Below are 16,577 nucleotides of genomic sequence, written 5' to 3'. Positions count from 1 at the left end.
CGCCGCGCCGCAGACGGTCACCAGCGCTTGGTGAGCTGCACGGACACCACGCGACCCAGCACATCGGCATTGGCGGAGTCGTAGCCCACGCCCTGAACTGCGTCGTAGAACGGTGGCTGCTCACCCAGAAGGTTTTGCGCCGATAGCGCGATCACGATTCCCGCCCACGGACCGCGCGTGGGCGCGGCCGCCCACCGGACCTGCGCGTCCAGCGTGGTCCAGCTGTCGACCTTTGCGCCGCTCGAGGCCCGGTAGTCATCGACATAGCGAACCGTGGCGTTGGTCGTGAAGGCCGCATGCGTCCAAGTCAGGCCGAGATTGGCGCGCAGGTCGACGGGGAAGGTGGCCAGGTCGACATACTGGATGGCCGGCGCGTCGACCGTCAGCTTGCGCTGATAATCGAACAGATAGGAGGCATCGCCGCTGACGACGAAGCTGTCGCCCGCCAGGCTGAAGGGCCAGCTGGCCTGTAGATCAAGCCCGCGCACGGCCAACTCGCCGACGTTGCGGTTGCGGCCGTCGATGATGGCACCGAACGCGTTGGCCGGAAACAGCTTGGCGTCGGTGGAAGTCGGATGGTCGATCAGAGCCTGGGCGGCCGCCAGGTCTGTGGCGCTGCTTGGATTGAGGCGCCGCACGAAGCTGGCGTAGATCGGGTTGGTCAAGGCGTTGACGACGTCGTCGTACACGGGATGGCCGACCTGGTCGGAAAACCGGGTGTCGAAGTAGGTCAGGGTTAGGCGCGCGCCGCGTCGCGTCGGCGATGTCAGGTCAAAGCCGGCCGTCCAGGTCTTGGCGGTTTCCGGGCCCAGGTCTGGATTGCCGCCGGTCTCCATCAGGATCAGCGTCTGCCCTGACTTGTCCGGCAGGATGGCCGCGCCGACGGCGTAGGTCTCGTAAATGTCGGCCAGGGTCGGCGCGCGAAAAGACGTCCCGTAGCTGGCCCGCACCTTCAGAGGCGCGATGGGCGTCCAGACCACCCCGATCTTCGGATTGCGGGTGACGCCGAAGTCACTGTAGCGCTCGATCCGTCCGGCCAGGGAAAGCTCCAGGCGCTCCACCCCGCGAACGTTCATGTCAGGCGACACCAGCGGCGCGCGCAGTTCGGCGTAGGCGGCCGAGACGTCGCGGTCGAACAATCGTCCGCCGCTCGTCGTCGGGCTCGTCCCCGAGGTCAGGTTGGTCGTGCGGACGATGAAATCCTCGTGGCGCGCCTGAACCCCGACCGCCAGTTTAAGCGGGCCAGCCGGCAGGCTCAGGAGGGCGCCATCCATCTGGAAGCCGCCGGCTGTCACCCGGTTGCGGCGTTTGAGGTGTTGGTAGCCGTTGTTGATGAAGTCGAGCGCGGCGGGGGTGCTCGTCCCGAACGGATTGAAGTAGCCGTCGCGCGCGGCGCTGAAGGGCGTAGCCGGATCGTCGGCGATATTGCCCAGCGCCTCATTCAGAAAGCGCGTGTTCAAGGCGCGGTTCTGGTCACGACGTCCGCGGTCGATGCTGTAGGCGCCATAGGCGTCCCAGCGCCAGGTTCGGCCAAAGTCGCGCGCCGCGCCAAAGGTCAGGCCAAGGTTCTCTCCCAGTCCCGACAGGCGACGCGGGCCCAGATCATCCGTGAAGTTGTAGCCGATCAGATGTGAGGCCGCCCCGGTTGGAGAGACGAAATTGGGATTGGCCTGCCGGACGGTGAGGATCGTGGTGGGGCCGGCCTGCAGGTAGCTGAAACGGCGATGGGTGTAGATTGCGTCGGCCGACAGCTCGGTCTTGCCCACGTCCTGCCGGATGCTGGCGTAGAGGCTGGCGCGCTCCTGCTTTGGCAGGGTGTCGCTGCCCTGCCGCGGGTCGCCGAGATTGGCCGAGCCGGCGACGAAGTCGGAAGCCTTCAGGGGCGTCCCGGCGGGGACGGATGGAATGGCGTAGAGCGGGACGTAACCACCGACCGCGGCGCTGTAGGCGACAATATTGCCGGGGTGGGCGAAGCTGTTGCGGTGGTCGGTCCCGCCGAAGCGGCGAAGATCGCTGCTTTCGGTCAGGCGACGATCGGCGGCCGATAGCGCGTCGCGCTGATGATACTCGCCCGAAAGCACGAGATTGCCGCCCCCCCAACCCAGGCCGAGCGTCTGGGTCACTTGCCGCTCTTGAGCCTTGCCGCCCTGGGCGGCGCTGGCCCGCAGCCGCGTTTCGGCCCCGACGAAATTGCGCCGCAGCCGCACGTTCACGACGCCGCCGACGGCGTCCGACCCGTAAAGCGCCGAAGCGCCGTCCAGCAGCACCTCGACACGCTCGACCGCGCCGGTCGGAATGGCCGAGACATCGGCGAAGTTGCCCTTCAACCCGGTTCCGGCGACCCGCCGGCCGTTGAGCAGGACCAGGGTCGCCGAACTTCCCAATCCACGCAAATTGACGCCGGTGGCCACGGAGTCGTTGGTGAAGCTACGATCAGCGCCGAGCAGCTGATTGGCCGGCGTCGAGCCGCCGCCGAAGTTCTGGGGCAGATCGCTGAGCGCGTCGGCGAGGGTCGCGTGTCCGCCGCGATCAAGGACCTCCCGGTCGAGGCTGACGATCGGCGAAGCGCCGTCGCCGGCGCCCCGGATCAACGATCCGGTCACCACCACCTCGGCCACTTCGGTGGTTTCGGCCTCAGGGGCGGTGACCGGCGGTTCAAGCGCCTGTTCGCCCTCGAACCGGATCGCGGCCGCCCGCCGCTTGAGGACAAAGGCGTTGGAACCGCCACGTCGGACATCGATCGGAGCGCCGCCCAGCAGCCGGGCGATAGCTTCGTCCGGCGTGAAGCGGCCACGAACACCCGCGGTCCGCAAACCAGCGACCAGATCGGGCGTGTAGATCAGCTGGCGCCCGCTCTGGTCGGCGAACGCCAGCAGCGCGTTGTCCAACGAGCCGGCCTGGATGTTGAAGTCGACCGTCTGGGTCTGGGTCTGGGCTTGGGGCGCGGACAACGCCGGCTCCGCGCCGAGCGGCAAGGCGAAGGCGGTGATCGCCAGACCGGCCAGAAGGCGGCGGCGGAGAGATGCGAAAAGCATGAAACGGGTCCCCTCGGACGCGCGCGCGGCGTCCGTCGCAGGACGGATCTTCTGTGCACGGCGCAGTGCGTCGGCGGGTTGACGCGTCAGCCGCCTCGTCCCCCTGGGCCCGTGAAAAAGAAAATCAGGGCGTCTCGTCGGGCGCTCCGGAACGGACCAACCGGAAGACCCCCTTCTCCGGTCGCGTGACTGTCAAATCGAGCAGTTCGGCGGCCGAACTGACGAAGGTTTCGGTGTCGCCGGCGTCGAAGGCGCCGCTGATCGGAGCCCGTTCCAGCTCGCCGACATCGAGTTCGATCCTGCGCCGGTCGTAGCGGCTGACCTCCGCGACGGCCTCGCCAAGCGGAACGGATTTGAAGACCAGCCGTCCGCTCGTCCAGCCCGTGAGGGCCTGAACGTCGGCGCTGGTCGGCCTCGCGGTCTTGGCCGACAGCGTTTGCCCTGGCGTCAGGCGCCAGGATCTGGCTTGCGCCTTCGCTTGACTGCTCACCTCCACGGCCCCACGCAGCAGGGTCACGCGGGCGCCGCCGTTCTCACGCCGAACATCGAACCGCGTGCCCAGCGCCTTCACGGAAGTCTCGCCGGCGGTGACGATGAAAGGGCGCGAGGTGTCATGGGCGACGTCGAACAAGGCCTGACCACGCTCGAGCCGGATCTCGCGCTTGGCGCGGGAGAAGCGGATGCTGACCTTGGTTTGAGTGTCGAGGACGATGGCGGAGCCATCGTCGAGCCGGAGGGTGCGCGTCTCTCCAATGTCGGTGGCGTAGGTCTTGGGGCCCCAAAGGGCATAGCCGCCGACGGCGCCGATCGCGACGATCGCGACGGTAAAGCCCAGCCCCACGATCGGTCGGCGCCCGAGCGCCCGGTTCGGCGTGGGTGGCGCCAGCGCCGATGAGACTGCGGCCCGGATATCGGGGTCGGTCTTCAAGGCCTCGCTTCGGCGCCAGAACGCGTCAACCGCGTCGTAAGCCTCCTTGTGCCCGGGCGCCTGACGCCAGATGCGAAAGGCCTCCATGTCGGCGCGCGAGACGTCGCGCTTTTTCAGGCGGGCGAACCAGTCGGCGGCCTCTTCATTGGCCCGGTCGCTCGAAACGGTCGAAAGGCTCATGGGACGCTTCTTCCGCCTAGTCCTTAACGCGCTTGACGCAGTGGGCGATGGCTTTGCTCAGTCGCCATTCTACAGACTTCACTGATAAACCGCAGCGTGTAGCGATCTCTTCATAAGTCAAACCGTGAAAGCGGCTCAAGACAAAGACGTCGCGATAGGCTTCCGGGATCGACAGAATGACCTCCTTGGTGGTCAGCAGGTCCAGCGCCTCTGCCCCGGCTTCAGCGCAATCGGGCAGGTCACGGACGGCCTGGGCGTGGCGGCCCCTCACCGCGCGCCGACGCAGGATGTCCTTAGCCAGGTTCGAGGCCACCCGCATCAACAGAGCGCGCGGACGGCGTATGTCGCGCACCGCGTGCGGGGCGAGCCGGGCGTAGGTTTCCTGCACGACGTCGTCGGCGTCCGCCTCAAGGCCCTGGCCGAAACGCCGGCGCAGCATGCCGCCGAGCCAAGACGCATGGCGCCGATAGAGCTGATCCATGTCTTCGCCATCGTCCCAGTCCAGGTCGGGCTGGGTGGCGAGCCTCTTCAGATTCCGATCCATCGCCGACTCCGCTGCTCACGGAGGCGTGGGAAACGCCAGGGCGGACAAGGGCGCGCGACCGCGAACCGCGGACACGGGTTGCGCGCCTGGAATCCAGACGCGAGCGGCCAGCCGTCTCCGGCTTGTCGCTATGGCTCTAATCAACGCACGGGGTTTCCACGCCCCACCGGCGTGCAAGGACGCCAGCCGGAGAATCCTGAATCAAATAGGCTGGCTGCGCAAGCCGGCGAGCGGCGTTCGGCGGAAAAGGGGCGGGCGTTGGAACCTCGTGCGCATGCCAAAGGCCCGCCGGCTTCAGCCACGACCGCCGCCGATTACCCCCGGCTCAAGATCGTCGCCTATTAGGCGGCGCCCGCGCCGTCACAATTGGGCGCCGCGAACGATGCGGCAAGGGCGTCTCCGAATTTACATCCACCCGGGCTAGAAGGGCGGATCCAACGCAAAGGCAAGATCGACCGGTTCGTCGGTCGGGAACTGGGCTTCGGTGATTTCCCGCACCTTGAGGGTCGCGGCATCTAGCGCCAGGGCTGGGTTACGCGCCTCCGGCAGGGAAAGCTCGAAGAGGGAAGGACTGGACCTTGATCTTGCGGTCTTGGTCAGGCTGTCGTCGGCGCCGACGATGTCTGCCGCGTCGCCGAACAGCACGATATTCGTGCCCGGCGGGCGCTGCGCGGACTTGAAGACGATCGCATCAATGTTGCGCGCTTCCTTGCCGATCCGAACCTTGTGAACCTTGTGCAGGTATTCGGAGACAGCTTGGGTGGGCACGTAGTCGAGGTGCTCGTCGCTGGGCAGGATCGGCTTGCTGATCTCGTCCATGAACCTTTGCATGAAACGCCATTGCGTCAGCCGACGAGCATGGTCGCGCGCGAAGAGATTGAGTTCCTTTGGCGGGGCCCGGAAGCGGGTGGTGTCCAGGACGATGATGGGTCGATGGAGCCTCAGTTCCACCGTCACGATCTTCGCGCCCACCAATGGCCGGAGCTCTGACAGGCAGGTCTCGACATCGAGGGACGCGTAGAGAGCTGTGATCCCAGAAGGGTTCATCCGATTGGGCTTACCCTTACGACGGGGCGGCGCGCCCATTTCCTGGTGAGGATTGGCCAGGATTTTCCGCTGCTCCTGAGCGTCGGCGACCCGGGCGCGAAAGAAGACTGGAGCCTGGCTTGGCTGCATCAGGTAGACCGGCGGCAACCGATCCTGGTCACGCTGAAGGTGGATGAACTGGAAAATCTTCGCCAACCAGCCATCGGCTTCTCGGTTGAAGAACCGCTGCTCATGCATGATCGTTTCGCGGAATGTTGACCAGGCTACGGCGTGGCCCGCGTCTCCCGGCGCCGTTCGCTCGTAACGGAACTCGTCAACATAGAACGGCTCGTCGCCGTCGGGCGGCCAATAGTCGTCGTTTTCGATCAGCCAGTCGGCAACCAAGTCCGTGACGCCTGGGGTCGTCGGCTCGGTTAGGTCGGCGACCGTTTCGCGCAGATCCTCTCCCCGAGGCTCATAGTAAGGCTCGGGATCATCCGGGTCGTCCGAGAAGTAGGGGTCCGATCCGGCGAGCGCATAGTTCGAGCGGAATACCTCATCGATGATGGCGCCGACCGCCGCGATGGGCGTGCCCTTCCGGGTTTTGTGGAAATCGCACCGGCCTTCGTCGTAGTCGGGCCGAATTTCCTCGATCCGACGCTGGAGCCCGGTATTGCCGAAGCACTGAGGGCAAAGCAGCGTCATTGATCGCCGACCGGTCCAGTCGCCTCCAGCCGCTGGAGATAGACGGTGACCGCTGAGGCCACGGTGACGACGAGCTCGGCGTCCTCGAAACGAGGGTCTCGACCTTCGCGGATATGCCGCCCCTGCTCTGAGGCGAAGCCCCAGAGTTTTTCGAGCGCGGTGTCGAGCGGCCGAGGAATGTCGAGCTTCTTGACCAGCTTGCCAAACGTATCGTTATCGGTGGTTGCACCACGCGCGACACACTCGAGCGCGGCCATCGCATGCTGGATGGCGCCGGTTACGTCGGCCGGCCGCCGGGCGAGGTCTTCCAGCGCCTGATGCATTTCACGAGCGGCCGTCGTCTTGCTCGTGCTGTCGAGGATATCCACTGCTGAACGCGACGCGGCGGCGAAGACTTCCGAGCCTCGAGCTTGGAGCTTGCCCTGCTCCATCCGCCAGCCGACGCCGTGCTCACGAAAGACCTGGTTGAGCTGAGCCTCGAAGCTGGCCGCTTGGGTGGCGGTGTAGTCACTCTTCTCGATGTCGCGATAGAGCGCTTCGGCGATGTCATAGACCTTGAACCATGGCGCCTCGTCGACCAGTTCGGCGACCTCGTGTTCGACCGGTTCGTCGCTCCAGTTGTTGGCGTTGGGTCGCCGTAGGAGTATCTCGCAGACCAGTGAGCGCAGACCTTTCGGGCTCTTTCCCAACTGGTAGCCAAGCATGACGACCGCGTCCCGAACAGCCTGGGGCGCATCGGCGCGAACGGTAATGTCCGCCTCAGGGCCTTCAAAGCCGAAGCGTTGAGAAAACGGGCCAAGGTCATTCATACGGAAGCTCCCCATAGAGGCCGATCATCAGATCGCCTTTGAGCTCCCGGAAGGGGATCTCGACATAATGGTCTGGATGGCGCGGCTTTGCGCGCCCGTCGCCAGGACCATTCTTGGTATGACCCCGGATCAATTCGCCGTTTTCTTTGATGTAGGGGAGGATCACCAAACGGCCGTGATTGGTCGAAAGGATCGTCCCTTCACGCCAAAGTGTCGCGCCGTCCTCCCCTTTGTCGCTGGTGGTGGCTTTCACCATCCAGCCGATCTGACCGTCATCTTCGTACCAAAACACCACGCCATTGCTGACCAGCACGCGCTCACCGCGAGCCAGGGCTTCCGCCAATAGTCGCTGGACGCTGGCCAGCTGCAGAAGCTGATTGGCGCGCGGCAGCAATATGGCGCGGATACTGGCCTTGACCTGTCCCCAGTGTTGAGAGTGGTGAAATCCAAAGCCATTGGCGATCCGAGCTCGCACAGCCAGTTCGGCTGCACGTTCCCCTGCGTTGTAGGCCCGGCTCCATTCGCCGGCCGCGTTGCGATAGAGGACCACACGGCGGCCCCGTTCGCCGATCAAGGCGACGCCCAGATAAGGATAGATCTGCAACTCGGCGGCTAAGGCCCCGCGGTATCGTTCGGCCGTTGGGTCGAGCTTGATATCCGAAGCGGTTGGGCGCGGCGTTTCGGAATGTCGGCGGATCGCCTCGGCCAGCATCAACCCCTCTTCCTCGGCGAGCCGCTGCTTGGCCTGAAGCGCTTTGCTGACTTTAAGGATCAGCGAGGTCTTGAGGACGTGATCCATGGGACGCGCCAACAGGGCGTCGGCTAGGGCAGGGTTCAGCGCCTCGGCGCTGGCGATGGCCGCTTCCTTGCCGTCATAGACGTCCATTCGCACGTTGCCGTCTTCGTCGGGGACACGACGGTCGCGCCATTGCACGCCGCCCGCGGGCGTCTCGACCAGTTCGAGCATGAACCAGCGGTCGTACAGACCACGGTAGGTGGGCCATACGGCCAGGATGGGATCGTGGTCCCGACGACTATCTCCCCACTTGATCATGCTGCGGTCCCATTGGCTTGGACCGCCCAGCCAATCACCATGCCCAAGCTAGAGCAACTCTTGCTTGTGAGATGGGCGAGACTCGCCAGACGCGGCGCCCCGCCCAACCTAACTCCGGCCTACGCCGCCTGAGCCGATATCTCCGCGATCATGGCGTCGATGGCGGCTACGAAGGCTGGAGGCGAGCCGAACGTGGCCTTGAGGGCGCCGCGCCAGTCCGGGTGCGTGCGATCCCAGGCCTCAAAGCGTTTCAGGTTGCTCGCCGCCACCTTGGCCAGGACGTTGGAGCCAATCTTGACTGGGATCTGTGAGACCAGGAACGCGGCGTTAGCCGGATAGAGCGTGACGAACAGCCCGCAGACCCGGGCGAAGGTGTCGAGACGACCTTCCCGGGCGAGTTCGGACAGAAGGTCGAGAGTTGCTCCAGATTCCGTGGTGTAGGCGCGCGACCCTTGGCTGGCGATGGCCTCGGCGATGCGCCAGGCCTCATCGACGCCGATCACAGCCAGGGCTTCGCGCAGTCGTCCGGTGAACTCCCTGACGTTGTGCGGGCTTGGCGCCCAGTGTTCTGCGAGGTGGGTTTTCTCCTCGATCAGGTCGTCATACATGGCCTCGCGCGCGACCGGCAGGATGTGAAGGGCCCGTCCGGTCCACAGGAAGACACCCTCTTCGATCAACCGCGCGAATTCATCCTCGAACCGGGGGTGTTTGATGCGCGTCGCGAACGTCGCGGCCAGATCTCCTTCGTAGATCAGCGCTAAGCTGACCGGGTCTAGGCGCGGATAGAGCGGCACGCCTGGGTGCATGTGCAAAAGCAGATCCATCACCAGGCCCTCGCGCATCTGCTGGCCAGTTCCCGATCCGGGCCGCAGGAGCGGGCGGCGGCGTTGATGGCGCAACGAGACGCTGATGAACGGATAGACGTCCCGAAACCAAAAGCGCGGTCCGTCAAACTCGAACGTGTCGAACACTGGTTCCTTGTCGAGCCAGGCTCGCACTGGTGCGTGGCATGGCCATGGCAGCGCCTCGACTAGGCGACGCCTATAGTCCGTGTCTGAGGTTACGCGCGGCTGGGCCGCGATCGACGCTTCCAGGTCGTTCCAGTCGCGATAGCCGCCGGCGCGAGCGATGGCGGTCTGGCAGAGGTTCAAGGGATAGAGAAAGCCGCTGTCGTCGAAGACGCGCTTGAGGTCCTTGGCGCGCTTCTTGGCGCGGTCGAGCGTGGTGTACATCACAGATCCTGCATCGGCCGTGGCGGTACGCGCTGCTCGTCCCTGCCGGCCATGATGAGGTCCGTGGAGGGGTATTGGTCTTTGGATCGTTGAGCGCGGGCTCTTCGCCAGGGCAGCGGCCACGCCGACGAGAACGGCGTTGGCCATAGAATGATGGCGGCACCTGTGAAGTTCAAGGCTTTCTTGGCCTACGCGCGCCCGCAGTCGCGACTGGGTGACTTGGCCAATACGATCTGTTATAAATAATCTCTCTGTGGAGAATGATTATGAGTAGTTCGCTTCGCCTCTACACCCCCGCCGAGGCGGCTGCGGTCAGCGGGCTTGGTCTCAAGGCCGTCAACAATCTGATCGACAAACACATCGTCGACGTCGCCCGCCCCGCCGTGGGTGGGCGCGCGGCGCGGCGTTACCTGACGCACAGTCACCTGCTGTGCATGCGGCTGGAGCACTTCCTGGCGGGGACCTTGCCGGTGGAGCGTCGCCAGCAGCTTTTCGAGGAAGTCGCCGCCCGTCCCAACACCCGGATGGTCAAGGCCAACAGCGTCCTGCATGTCGACGTCGCCGAGGCCCGCCGCGAGGTGGATGCGCGCGTTCGAGATTTGGAAGCCGCCGAGGCCGAAATCCACAGTGATCCGGCCGTGCTCGGCGGCGAGCCTGTATTCAAGGGCACTCGTATCCCGGTCTACGGCGTTGCGGCCATGCTCGATGCGGGAGCGACGCCGGACGAATTGCTCTCGGGCTATCCCAAGCTCGATGCGCGCAGGCTCGTGCTTGCCCGTCTCTGGGCCGCAGCCCACCCCCGGCGGGGCCGTCCAAAGCGCCTGTCGCAACACGGCGTGCCTTCGGCTTCGCGCAAGACGGTGCTGCTCAAGGGCGATCCCCTGACCGGCGCGCGCGGTGGGACGAGCGGCCGTTGAACTTCTTGATCGACGAATGCCTGCACACCTCGCTGGTCGAGGTGGCCCAGCAGCGCGGCCATGAGGCCGCCCATGTCACCTGGCGCGGCATGGGCGGCATGCAGGATTGGAACCTCATGGCGCCTATCCGTGAGGAATTCCTGACCTTCGTCACCAACAACGCCAAGGACTTCCGGCGTCTCTACGCCGAAGCCGAGATTCATGCCGGCCTGGTCATCATTGTCCCCCAGGTCCCGCCGGCTGAGCAACGGATCCTGTTTGCTGCTGTGCTTGACGACTTGGAAGGGCAGGAGCTTCTCAACGAGGTCGTCGAGATCGCAATCGAAGACGACGGCGCCGTGATCGAGCGCTACGCTATGCCCGCGGGCTGACGCTTCGGGCGAGGTTCCGCCGTATGGCCAAGGTTTGACTCTTCGACCCAGACTCGCGCCAAGATTGCGCCTTTGCTGCGGTGAGAGGTTTACGCGATGGCTGAGTATGCAGCGCCAAGGTTCGACGATTTTCCGCCGGCTGAGGCGATCGTGGAAATGCTCAAGCTCCTCGATCAACTCTTCATCGAGATACTCGAGGATCGATGGCTGCTCCTGCCCGATCGCTTTTCGGGTGTGCTCGCCCGGGATGAGAGCGCTCTGCCCGCCGCGTTCGACGAAGCACGAGGGCAGATCAAAGAGCTCATCGATGCGATCCGCGCCTTTGTGGAGGTGGGGACTTATCGAAATCGGCTCGTCGATTTCGGTCTGACGGGAGCCCCTCTGCGCTTCAAGCTCGAGGTCATCGAGTACGTCAATTTTCAAATCCCACCCGCTCGCAATCGCGCGCTGGAGCGCGTCAGCGATCGACGACGCTCGCGGCCTTGGGGCTATAGGAAGGTCGTCAAAGGCACGTTGGCCGCAATCGATGGTCCGCTGGAATCTCTGACCAAGATGCTGGGCGTCGGCGAAGGCGTCGTCGAGTTCAAGAAGGGCTTGGAGGTCCTGCTCGACATCGGAACCCCGTGACGCAAGCTAGTCGACTGCCTTTCGGAGGGCCTCGATACGCTCTAAGGCGATGGTTTCCGCAATCACCTTGAGCTTGGTGACGCACTTCTCCAACCAGTCTAGATGCTCGGCGGAGATCTCGTAGGTCTTGGAATAGCGAGCCTCGACATAGGCGCGGCGGATCAGGTCGAACCCTTGGCGCTCGAACTTGTTGGACCCGGGCCAAATGCCGATCAAACGCGTGTCCATCGCCTCGGCACGGTCGCGCAGGAGGTTCAAGCGATGGGTCTTGGTGCTGTACAGCGTCAGGACAAGAACCAGGCCGTGATAGAACCGTTCCGCCGCTTGGTGGAGTTGGAAAGCTGCTTCTTTGGATCGCCCTTGGCCCATGACGTAACGGGCGGTGTCAAGAAACCCCGCAGCGCTGGGAAACCACTCCTCGTAGTAGCCCTTAGTCTCGCCATAGGCGTCTTGCGGCGACAGCAGTTCGGGCTGCGCGAACGGAAATCCGTCTTCCTCGAAAAGCGTAATCCCGTCTCTCAGGATGTCCGTAAAGAAGTAGCGGCCCAGCCGCAGTTGCTCGTTCACGTCGTCCAGGCTGTGAACGATGAAGTTGGGTTGGGTGCGCAGACGCTCGCCGGAGGCCAGCTCCCGCAGCAGCACATCGTCGGGCTTGCCCCAGAACTCTTCCAGGTCGGCCAGATCCTCGTGGTTGACCACCACCAGGATGTCGTAGTCGGAGAAGTATCGCCCCTTGGGATCCTCGACCCAGTCGCCGCGCGCATAACTGCCGAAGAGAATGATCTTGAGCAGCTTGCCGGTGCGAAAACGCGGCATGGTTCGCCGGCTCAGCGCTTGGCTGAACCCTTCGCGCAGGGTCTCGACCACGAAGTCGAGTTCCTTGCGCTTGCCGGCCGGCAGATGGTCGAGCGAGGTCTTCATGGGCTCCTGTCGAGTACGCGCCCGCCGATCACACTCTGGTTCGGCAGTCGGGGAAAGAGTCTAAGGCACGAAAGCGCAGACGTCGAAGGCGCCGCGACCGTTGGCGTGCGAAATCGAGCGCAGCGGCGTGGGAAGCCTCCCAGGTTGGACCGAATATTCCGCCTATATTCGATCTATAGAGTGGCGCAGCGCATCCAAGCGCTCTCTGGATGGCGCTGCGGCCATCCTGGCCACGCCGCCGCAGTTGCTCGTGTTCGACGCTCCGCTCAAGAGTTCGCCCCCAAGGACCACGCCGTCCCGGACCAGCGCCTGGGCCGGACTGGGTCTGCACCAGCTGCGCTACGTCCTGGCCGCAGCCGAACAAGGCGGCTTCCGCCGCGCGGCGCGATCGCTCGGCGTCCAGCAGTCGGCCGTCTCACGGCGCATCCATGACCTCGAAGCGCGGCTCGGCGCTCGAATCTTCGACCGCGCACCCTGCGGCGTTCGCCTGACATCGGCCGGCGAGGATTTCGTCGCGGACGCCAAAGCCGCCCTGGCGGGCCTGGATCGCGCCGTCGATCGCGCCGCCGAGTTAGGTCTGGCCGAAATGAGCGTTTTGCGGGTTGGCGTGCTCGGCGGGTTGGCCCCTGGCGCGCTGGACGACATCATGCGGCGATTGCTGGAGCGCGAGCCTGCTCTGCGGCTCGACCTGGTCGAGGCCGACGACGAGCGACTGACAGACGCCCTGCTCCAGGACCGGCTCGACATCGCCTTCATGATCGATCCCCCAGCTCGCTTCGACCAACGCCAGGGATGGCGCGAGCGGCTGGTCGTGGCCCTGCCGATAAGCCATCCCTTGACCGCAAACAGCGCCATCGGCTGGACCGACTTGGCCGGGCGGCGAGTCCTGGCGCCGACCGCGATCGCCGCTTCGGCCCTGCGCCTCGCGCGAAGGCGCGATCAAGCCGGCCTAGATATCCACGCGCTGGCGGCGAGCGCGGCGAGTGTGGCGCGCCTGGTGTCGCTGGAGCAAGGCGTCGGCTTGATCAACGAGGCTGCTGCGGCGCGCGTGAACGGCGTGGTCTACCGGCCCCTCAGCCGAGCCTTTCTGGACTTCAAAGCCATCACCGGTCGACGGTCGGACAAGCCGGCGCTCCGCCGCCTGCTCGATCTCCTGCCGAGCGAACCCTAGTTCGACGCCGCAGCCGAGCCATCGAAGACGATGTCGCGAGTCACCAGGATGGAGAGCGGCAGGCCGGCCCGCAGGGTAAGCGTTGGTTGGACGTCAAGCTGCCGGCGAACGAGTTGTTGGCCCGTCTGATTGACGGCGCCCTGCAGCCCCTCTCTGACCGCCCGAGCCACATCGCCCTCATCGTCGGCGCCAAGCTCGGCGCCAACGCCCAGCAGCGTCGATAACAACGCGGCCTTGGTCATGTCGCCCCAATGAGCATCGACCCGGTCCGAAAGTCCCGATCGTCCGGCCGCGTCGGCGCCGACCAGACGATCCAGTTGCATTGAACGCCCGTCGGGAAAGACGACGCGATCCCAGGCGAGAAACACCCGACGCTGGCCGAAGGCGATGCGGGCCTCATAGGTCCCCAGCAGTTTGGACCCCTGCGGGATCAAGACTTCTCGGCCAGTCAGGCTGTCGTAGACATTTCGCGTGACTTGGGCCGCCACCGGACCGGGCAGATCCGAGTTCACCGCCGTCTGCAACGCCGCCGGGATCACGGTATGAGCGTGAAGGATCCGCCGACCTGCCGGGGGCGAGGGGCGAAAGGCGCTGGTCGTCGAGCCCGCCGGTCGATCGAGAAAGGCTTGCCTGGGATCTGGAGGCGGGTTTGAGAGCGGCGGGGCCTGGAGCACGGCTGGCAGGGCGGCCAGCGGCGATGACGGGTTGCTGGCGGGCTCTGACGTCGCGCGTTGAGCTCGACTGGTGAACAGGGCCGCCACGCGGGCGCTGTCGGCGAGAGACCTCTGGGCGCTCGGAGCCGCACCGCCCGACGTCCCCTCGGGGCGACCGATCGGCGGAGGCGAGGGGTCTACGCCCCTGGCGTGGGCCGCCACGATCGGCCGTCCAAGATCGCCGGGCAGCGGCGGCCCGAGCCGGGGCACATCGCTATAGGTCTTGGGCGCGTCGGCCATGGCCGCGAGCGGCGGCTTGGTGTCCGCCTCCTCTGTCGGAAGCTCCACGGGCTTGGGCGTTCGGGTGTGCAAGGCCATGGCCAAGGCGCCGGCGATGCACACGACCGCCGCGCCGCCGACGATCAGGACCATCAGGCGCGAGAGCCGAGCCACACGGGGCGGAGACGCCCGCAGCCTTACCGTTTCCTCCGCGCTGTCCTCGGGGGGATGACTCATCGGACGTCGGCCCCGAGCCGCTCGATGAGGACGCGCCGGGCCTTTCGCTTGTCCCCCAGCCGCAACTCCGCGCGATCGAGCAGACGATCGGCGATCATTCGCCGGCCCTCAATCCGGTAGTTGACGAGTTCGGGCCGGCCGGCCGCGTCCAGAGCAAAGAGCGGCGGCAACTCGCCTGCGGAGACGGACGGCGGGAAGACGACGATGGTCTTGCGACCATCGTCGAAGACCTGCAGCGGACGCCACGCGACCTTGTCGCCGGTGACCTTGTAGTCGAACGACAAGGTGGTCAGGTCGAGCGGCGGTGGCGAAGGCGGCGTGAGCAGAACCGCGGCGGGCGTGGAAGTCGGCTTGGCCAAGGCGATCAACGCGTCCTTGGGATAGGTCCAGATCACCGAGGCCATGTAAGTGGCCGCACTGGCGCGCAGTTCGACATAATAGGAGCGCTTGTCGGTATTGATGACCAGGTTGGTGATCAGCCCGCTTTGGGCCGGTTTGACGAGCACATGCACGCGCCGCCGGGCGCCGACACCGCTTTCGGTGTCGCCGATGATCCAGCGGACGGTGTCGCCGGCCGCGATCGGCCCGGACCCGACCAGGCTTTCGCCCTCTTCCAGCACGATGTCGGTCACGCGGCCGGGCGCGGTGTAGATTTGATAGAGACCGCCGTCACGCCAAGCGAAGGTCTGGACCGCCCCCTGGAAGGTTTCGAGCTGGGGCTGCACGCGCGCGGCGGCGTTGGCTGCGGCGATCGGTCGTCGCGGGTCCGACTGGGCGGCGGCGCCCGTCGCCATGGCGGCGATCGCGATCGCCAAGGGTGTCAGAATCCGGGGTGTCATGCGCATCAGGCCATCTCCTTGGACCAGTCGATCGCATCGACGTAGACGCCGAGCGGGTTCTTCTTCAGTTGGTCGGCGCTGCGGGAGGGTCGCTGGATCACCGTCAGGGTCGCGGCCCAGCGCTCCGTCGCCGCCAGCTTGCCGTCCTGGTATCGGCGCTCGACCCATTCGACCCTGAAGCTGGTCGGGGAGACCTTCAGCGTATTGGCGATCTCCACCGAGACCTGCTCCTTGCCGACCCGAAGAAATGGATCGTCGGCCTGGGCGTAAGCGCTCAGCGCGCGAGCACCTCTGGCGCTGGTCAGGGCGTAGGCCGACAGCCAGTTCTGGCGCACCACGATCGGATCGGCCGAAACCGATCTCACTTCCTGGATGAAGCGCTCCAGTCGCGCGGCGATCATGAAGTCAGAGGGCTTGAAATCGGCGTCCGCCGGCGCGACCGCGCGGGCCTCGCCCCGGCGATCGACTTCGACCACCCAGGGCGTGATGTGGCCACGTGAGCCTTGCCAGACCAAGCCCGCCGCCAGTAGCGCGATCACGCCGGCCTCGACCATGGCCAGGCGCCAGAGGCGACGGCCGTTGACGGCGATCCGGCCCTCGCGATCATCCCACGCCTGACGAGCCCGCCTATAGGGCGTGTCGAGTTCGGGCGTTGCGCCGTACCGAACCTCCGGGCGCTTGAACATTGCTTCAGTCTCCTTCCGAGAGATCGACCGAGGCGCCGCCGCCGCTCTGGCCGGACGAGGCCGCGTGGCTTGCGGCCGAGGCGCCATGGGCGACGGCCTGGCCGCGGTTCATGCGCTGGGCCCAACCCGGCGGTTGGCTTGCGGGGGGCGAACCGTCTTGGCCCCTGGCCGATCCGCCAAGCTGCTGGGCGCGCGCCGAGGCGAAGCGTCCGCCAAGATCCTGGGCCATTCGGCGCAACGGGCTGACCGCGCCGCCGGCGGCGGCCTTGGCCAAGCCGATCGCGCCGCCGCTTTGGGCCGCGCCGGTCGCCGCGCCCGCCAGGCTGGCCCCGCCGCGCGCCGCGCCCATCGCCAGGCCCGCCG

General features: G+C 65.8%; 15 protein-coding genes and 1 pseudogene. 4 read left to right on the top strand and 12 right to left on the bottom strand.

Annotated features, from left to right (window positions below; all coding sequences use genetic code 11):
- Positions 1-17: 17 nt before the first annotated feature.
- From AC1RRV_RS21540 to AC1RRV_RS21510, 7 genes are all read right to left on the bottom strand, one after another.
- Positions 18-3,035: a TonB-dependent receptor domain-containing protein gene (locus tag AC1RRV_RS21540; protein WP_492861699.1), complete on the bottom strand. Its 3,018-nt coding sequence runs from the start codon at positions 3,033-3,035 to the stop codon at positions 18-20.
- Between the two features lie 124 nt (positions 3,036-3,159).
- On the bottom strand, positions 3,160-4,143 hold the full coding sequence (locus tag AC1RRV_RS21535) for a FecR family protein (RefSeq protein WP_492861698.1): 984 nt from the start codon (positions 4,141-4,143) through the stop codon (positions 3,160-3,162).
- A gap of 16 nt (positions 4,144-4,159) precedes the next feature.
- On the bottom strand, positions 4,160-4,687 hold the full coding sequence (locus tag AC1RRV_RS21530; RefSeq protein ID WP_492861697.1) for an RNA polymerase sigma factor: 528 nt from the start codon (positions 4,685-4,687) through the stop codon (positions 4,160-4,162).
- Positions 4,688-5,107: 420 nt separating this feature from the next.
- A complete protein-coding gene (locus AC1RRV_RS21525) occupies positions 5,108-6,418 on the bottom strand; it encodes an RES family NAD+ phosphorylase (RefSeq protein ID WP_492861696.1) in 1,311 nt (436 codons plus the stop codon).
- On the bottom strand, positions 6,415-7,227 hold the full coding sequence (locus tag AC1RRV_RS21520) for an AbiJ-NTD4 domain-containing protein (RefSeq protein ID WP_492861695.1): 813 nt from the start codon (positions 7,225-7,227) through the stop codon (positions 6,415-6,417). Before AC1RRV_RS21520 ends, AC1RRV_RS21525 begins: the two co-directional genes overlap by 4 nt.
- The gene (locus tag AC1RRV_RS21515) at positions 7,220-8,281 is read right to left on the bottom strand and encodes a hypothetical protein (protein ID WP_492861694.1); all 1,062 of its coding nucleotides are present in this window, start codon (positions 8,279-8,281) and stop codon (positions 7,220-7,222) included. The genes AC1RRV_RS21520 and AC1RRV_RS21515 overlap by 8 nt, the downstream gene beginning before the upstream one ends.
- A gap of 119 nt (positions 8,282-8,400) precedes the next feature.
- A complete protein-coding gene (locus AC1RRV_RS21510; protein ID WP_492861693.1) occupies positions 8,401-9,513 on the bottom strand; it encodes a hypothetical protein in 1,113 nt (370 codons plus the stop codon).
- A gap of 266 nt (positions 9,514-9,779) precedes the next feature.
- On the opposite strand from AC1RRV_RS21510, the gene AC1RRV_RS21505 reads away from it, so the two are divergent.
- The 3 genes from AC1RRV_RS21505 to AC1RRV_RS21495 all read left to right on the top strand — a co-directional run bounded on the left by AC1RRV_RS21505 (position 9,780) and on the right by AC1RRV_RS21495 (position 11,428).
- Positions 9,780-10,430: a DUF433 domain-containing protein gene (locus AC1RRV_RS21505; protein WP_492861692.1), complete on the top strand. Its 651-nt coding sequence runs from the start codon at positions 9,780-9,782 to the stop codon at positions 10,428-10,430.
- Positions 10,427-10,801: a DUF5615 family PIN-like protein gene (locus AC1RRV_RS21500; protein ID WP_492861691.1), complete on the top strand. Its 375-nt coding sequence runs from the start codon at positions 10,427-10,429 to the stop codon at positions 10,799-10,801. The genes AC1RRV_RS21505 and AC1RRV_RS21500 overlap by 4 nt, the downstream gene beginning before the upstream one ends.
- Before the next feature lie 96 nt (positions 10,802-10,897).
- The gene (locus AC1RRV_RS21495) at positions 10,898-11,428 is read left to right on the top strand and encodes a hypothetical protein (protein ID WP_492861690.1); all 531 of its coding nucleotides are present in this window, start codon (positions 10,898-10,900) and stop codon (positions 11,426-11,428) included.
- Positions 11,429-11,434: 6 nt separating this feature from the next.
- Here the strand turns inward: AC1RRV_RS21495 and AC1RRV_RS21490 are convergent, their stop codons facing one another.
- Entirely contained in the window at positions 11,435-12,349 is a 915-nt protein-coding gene (locus tag AC1RRV_RS21490; protein WP_492861689.1) for a HEPN domain-containing protein, read from the bottom strand.
- A gap of 100 nt (positions 12,350-12,449) precedes the next feature.
- On the opposite strand from AC1RRV_RS21490, the gene AC1RRV_RS21485 reads away from it, so the two are divergent.
- Positions 12,450-13,520, top strand: coding sequence for a LysR family transcriptional regulator (locus AC1RRV_RS21485; RefSeq protein ID WP_492861688.1), 1,071 nt, complete (start codon positions 12,450-12,452; stop codon positions 13,518-13,520).
- On the opposite strand, the gene AC1RRV_RS21480 is transcribed toward AC1RRV_RS21485, so the two are convergent.
- From AC1RRV_RS21480 to AC1RRV_RS21465, 4 genes and pseudogenes are all read right to left on the bottom strand, one after another.
- Positions 13,517-14,626: a TraB/TrbI/VirB10 family type IV secretion system protein gene (locus AC1RRV_RS21480; protein ID WP_492861687.1), complete on the bottom strand. Its 1,110-nt coding sequence runs from the start codon at positions 14,624-14,626 to the stop codon at positions 13,517-13,519. The two genes, AC1RRV_RS21485 and AC1RRV_RS21480, sit on opposite strands and share 4 nt — an antisense overlap.
- A gap of 59 nt (positions 14,627-14,685) precedes the next feature.
- Entirely contained in the window at positions 14,686-15,504 is an 819-nt protein-coding gene (trbG, locus tag AC1RRV_RS21475) for a P-type conjugative transfer protein TrbG (protein ID WP_492861686.1), read from the bottom strand.
- Between the two features lie 29 nt (positions 15,505-15,533).
- Entirely contained in the window at positions 15,534-16,214 is a 681-nt protein-coding gene (gene trbF, locus AC1RRV_RS21470) for a conjugal transfer protein TrbF (RefSeq protein ID WP_492861685.1), read from the bottom strand.
- Positions 16,215-16,218: 4 nt separating this feature from the next.
- Positions 16,219-16,577, bottom strand: a pseudogene (locus AC1RRV_RS21465) (P-type conjugative transfer protein TrbL); the annotation flags it as partial.

The organism is Caulobacter sp. GW821-FHT11E10 (genome assembly GCF_058808375.1).
Note: the sequence above shows the minus strand (reverse complement) of the source record. Positions and strands in the feature narration are given on the sequence as shown.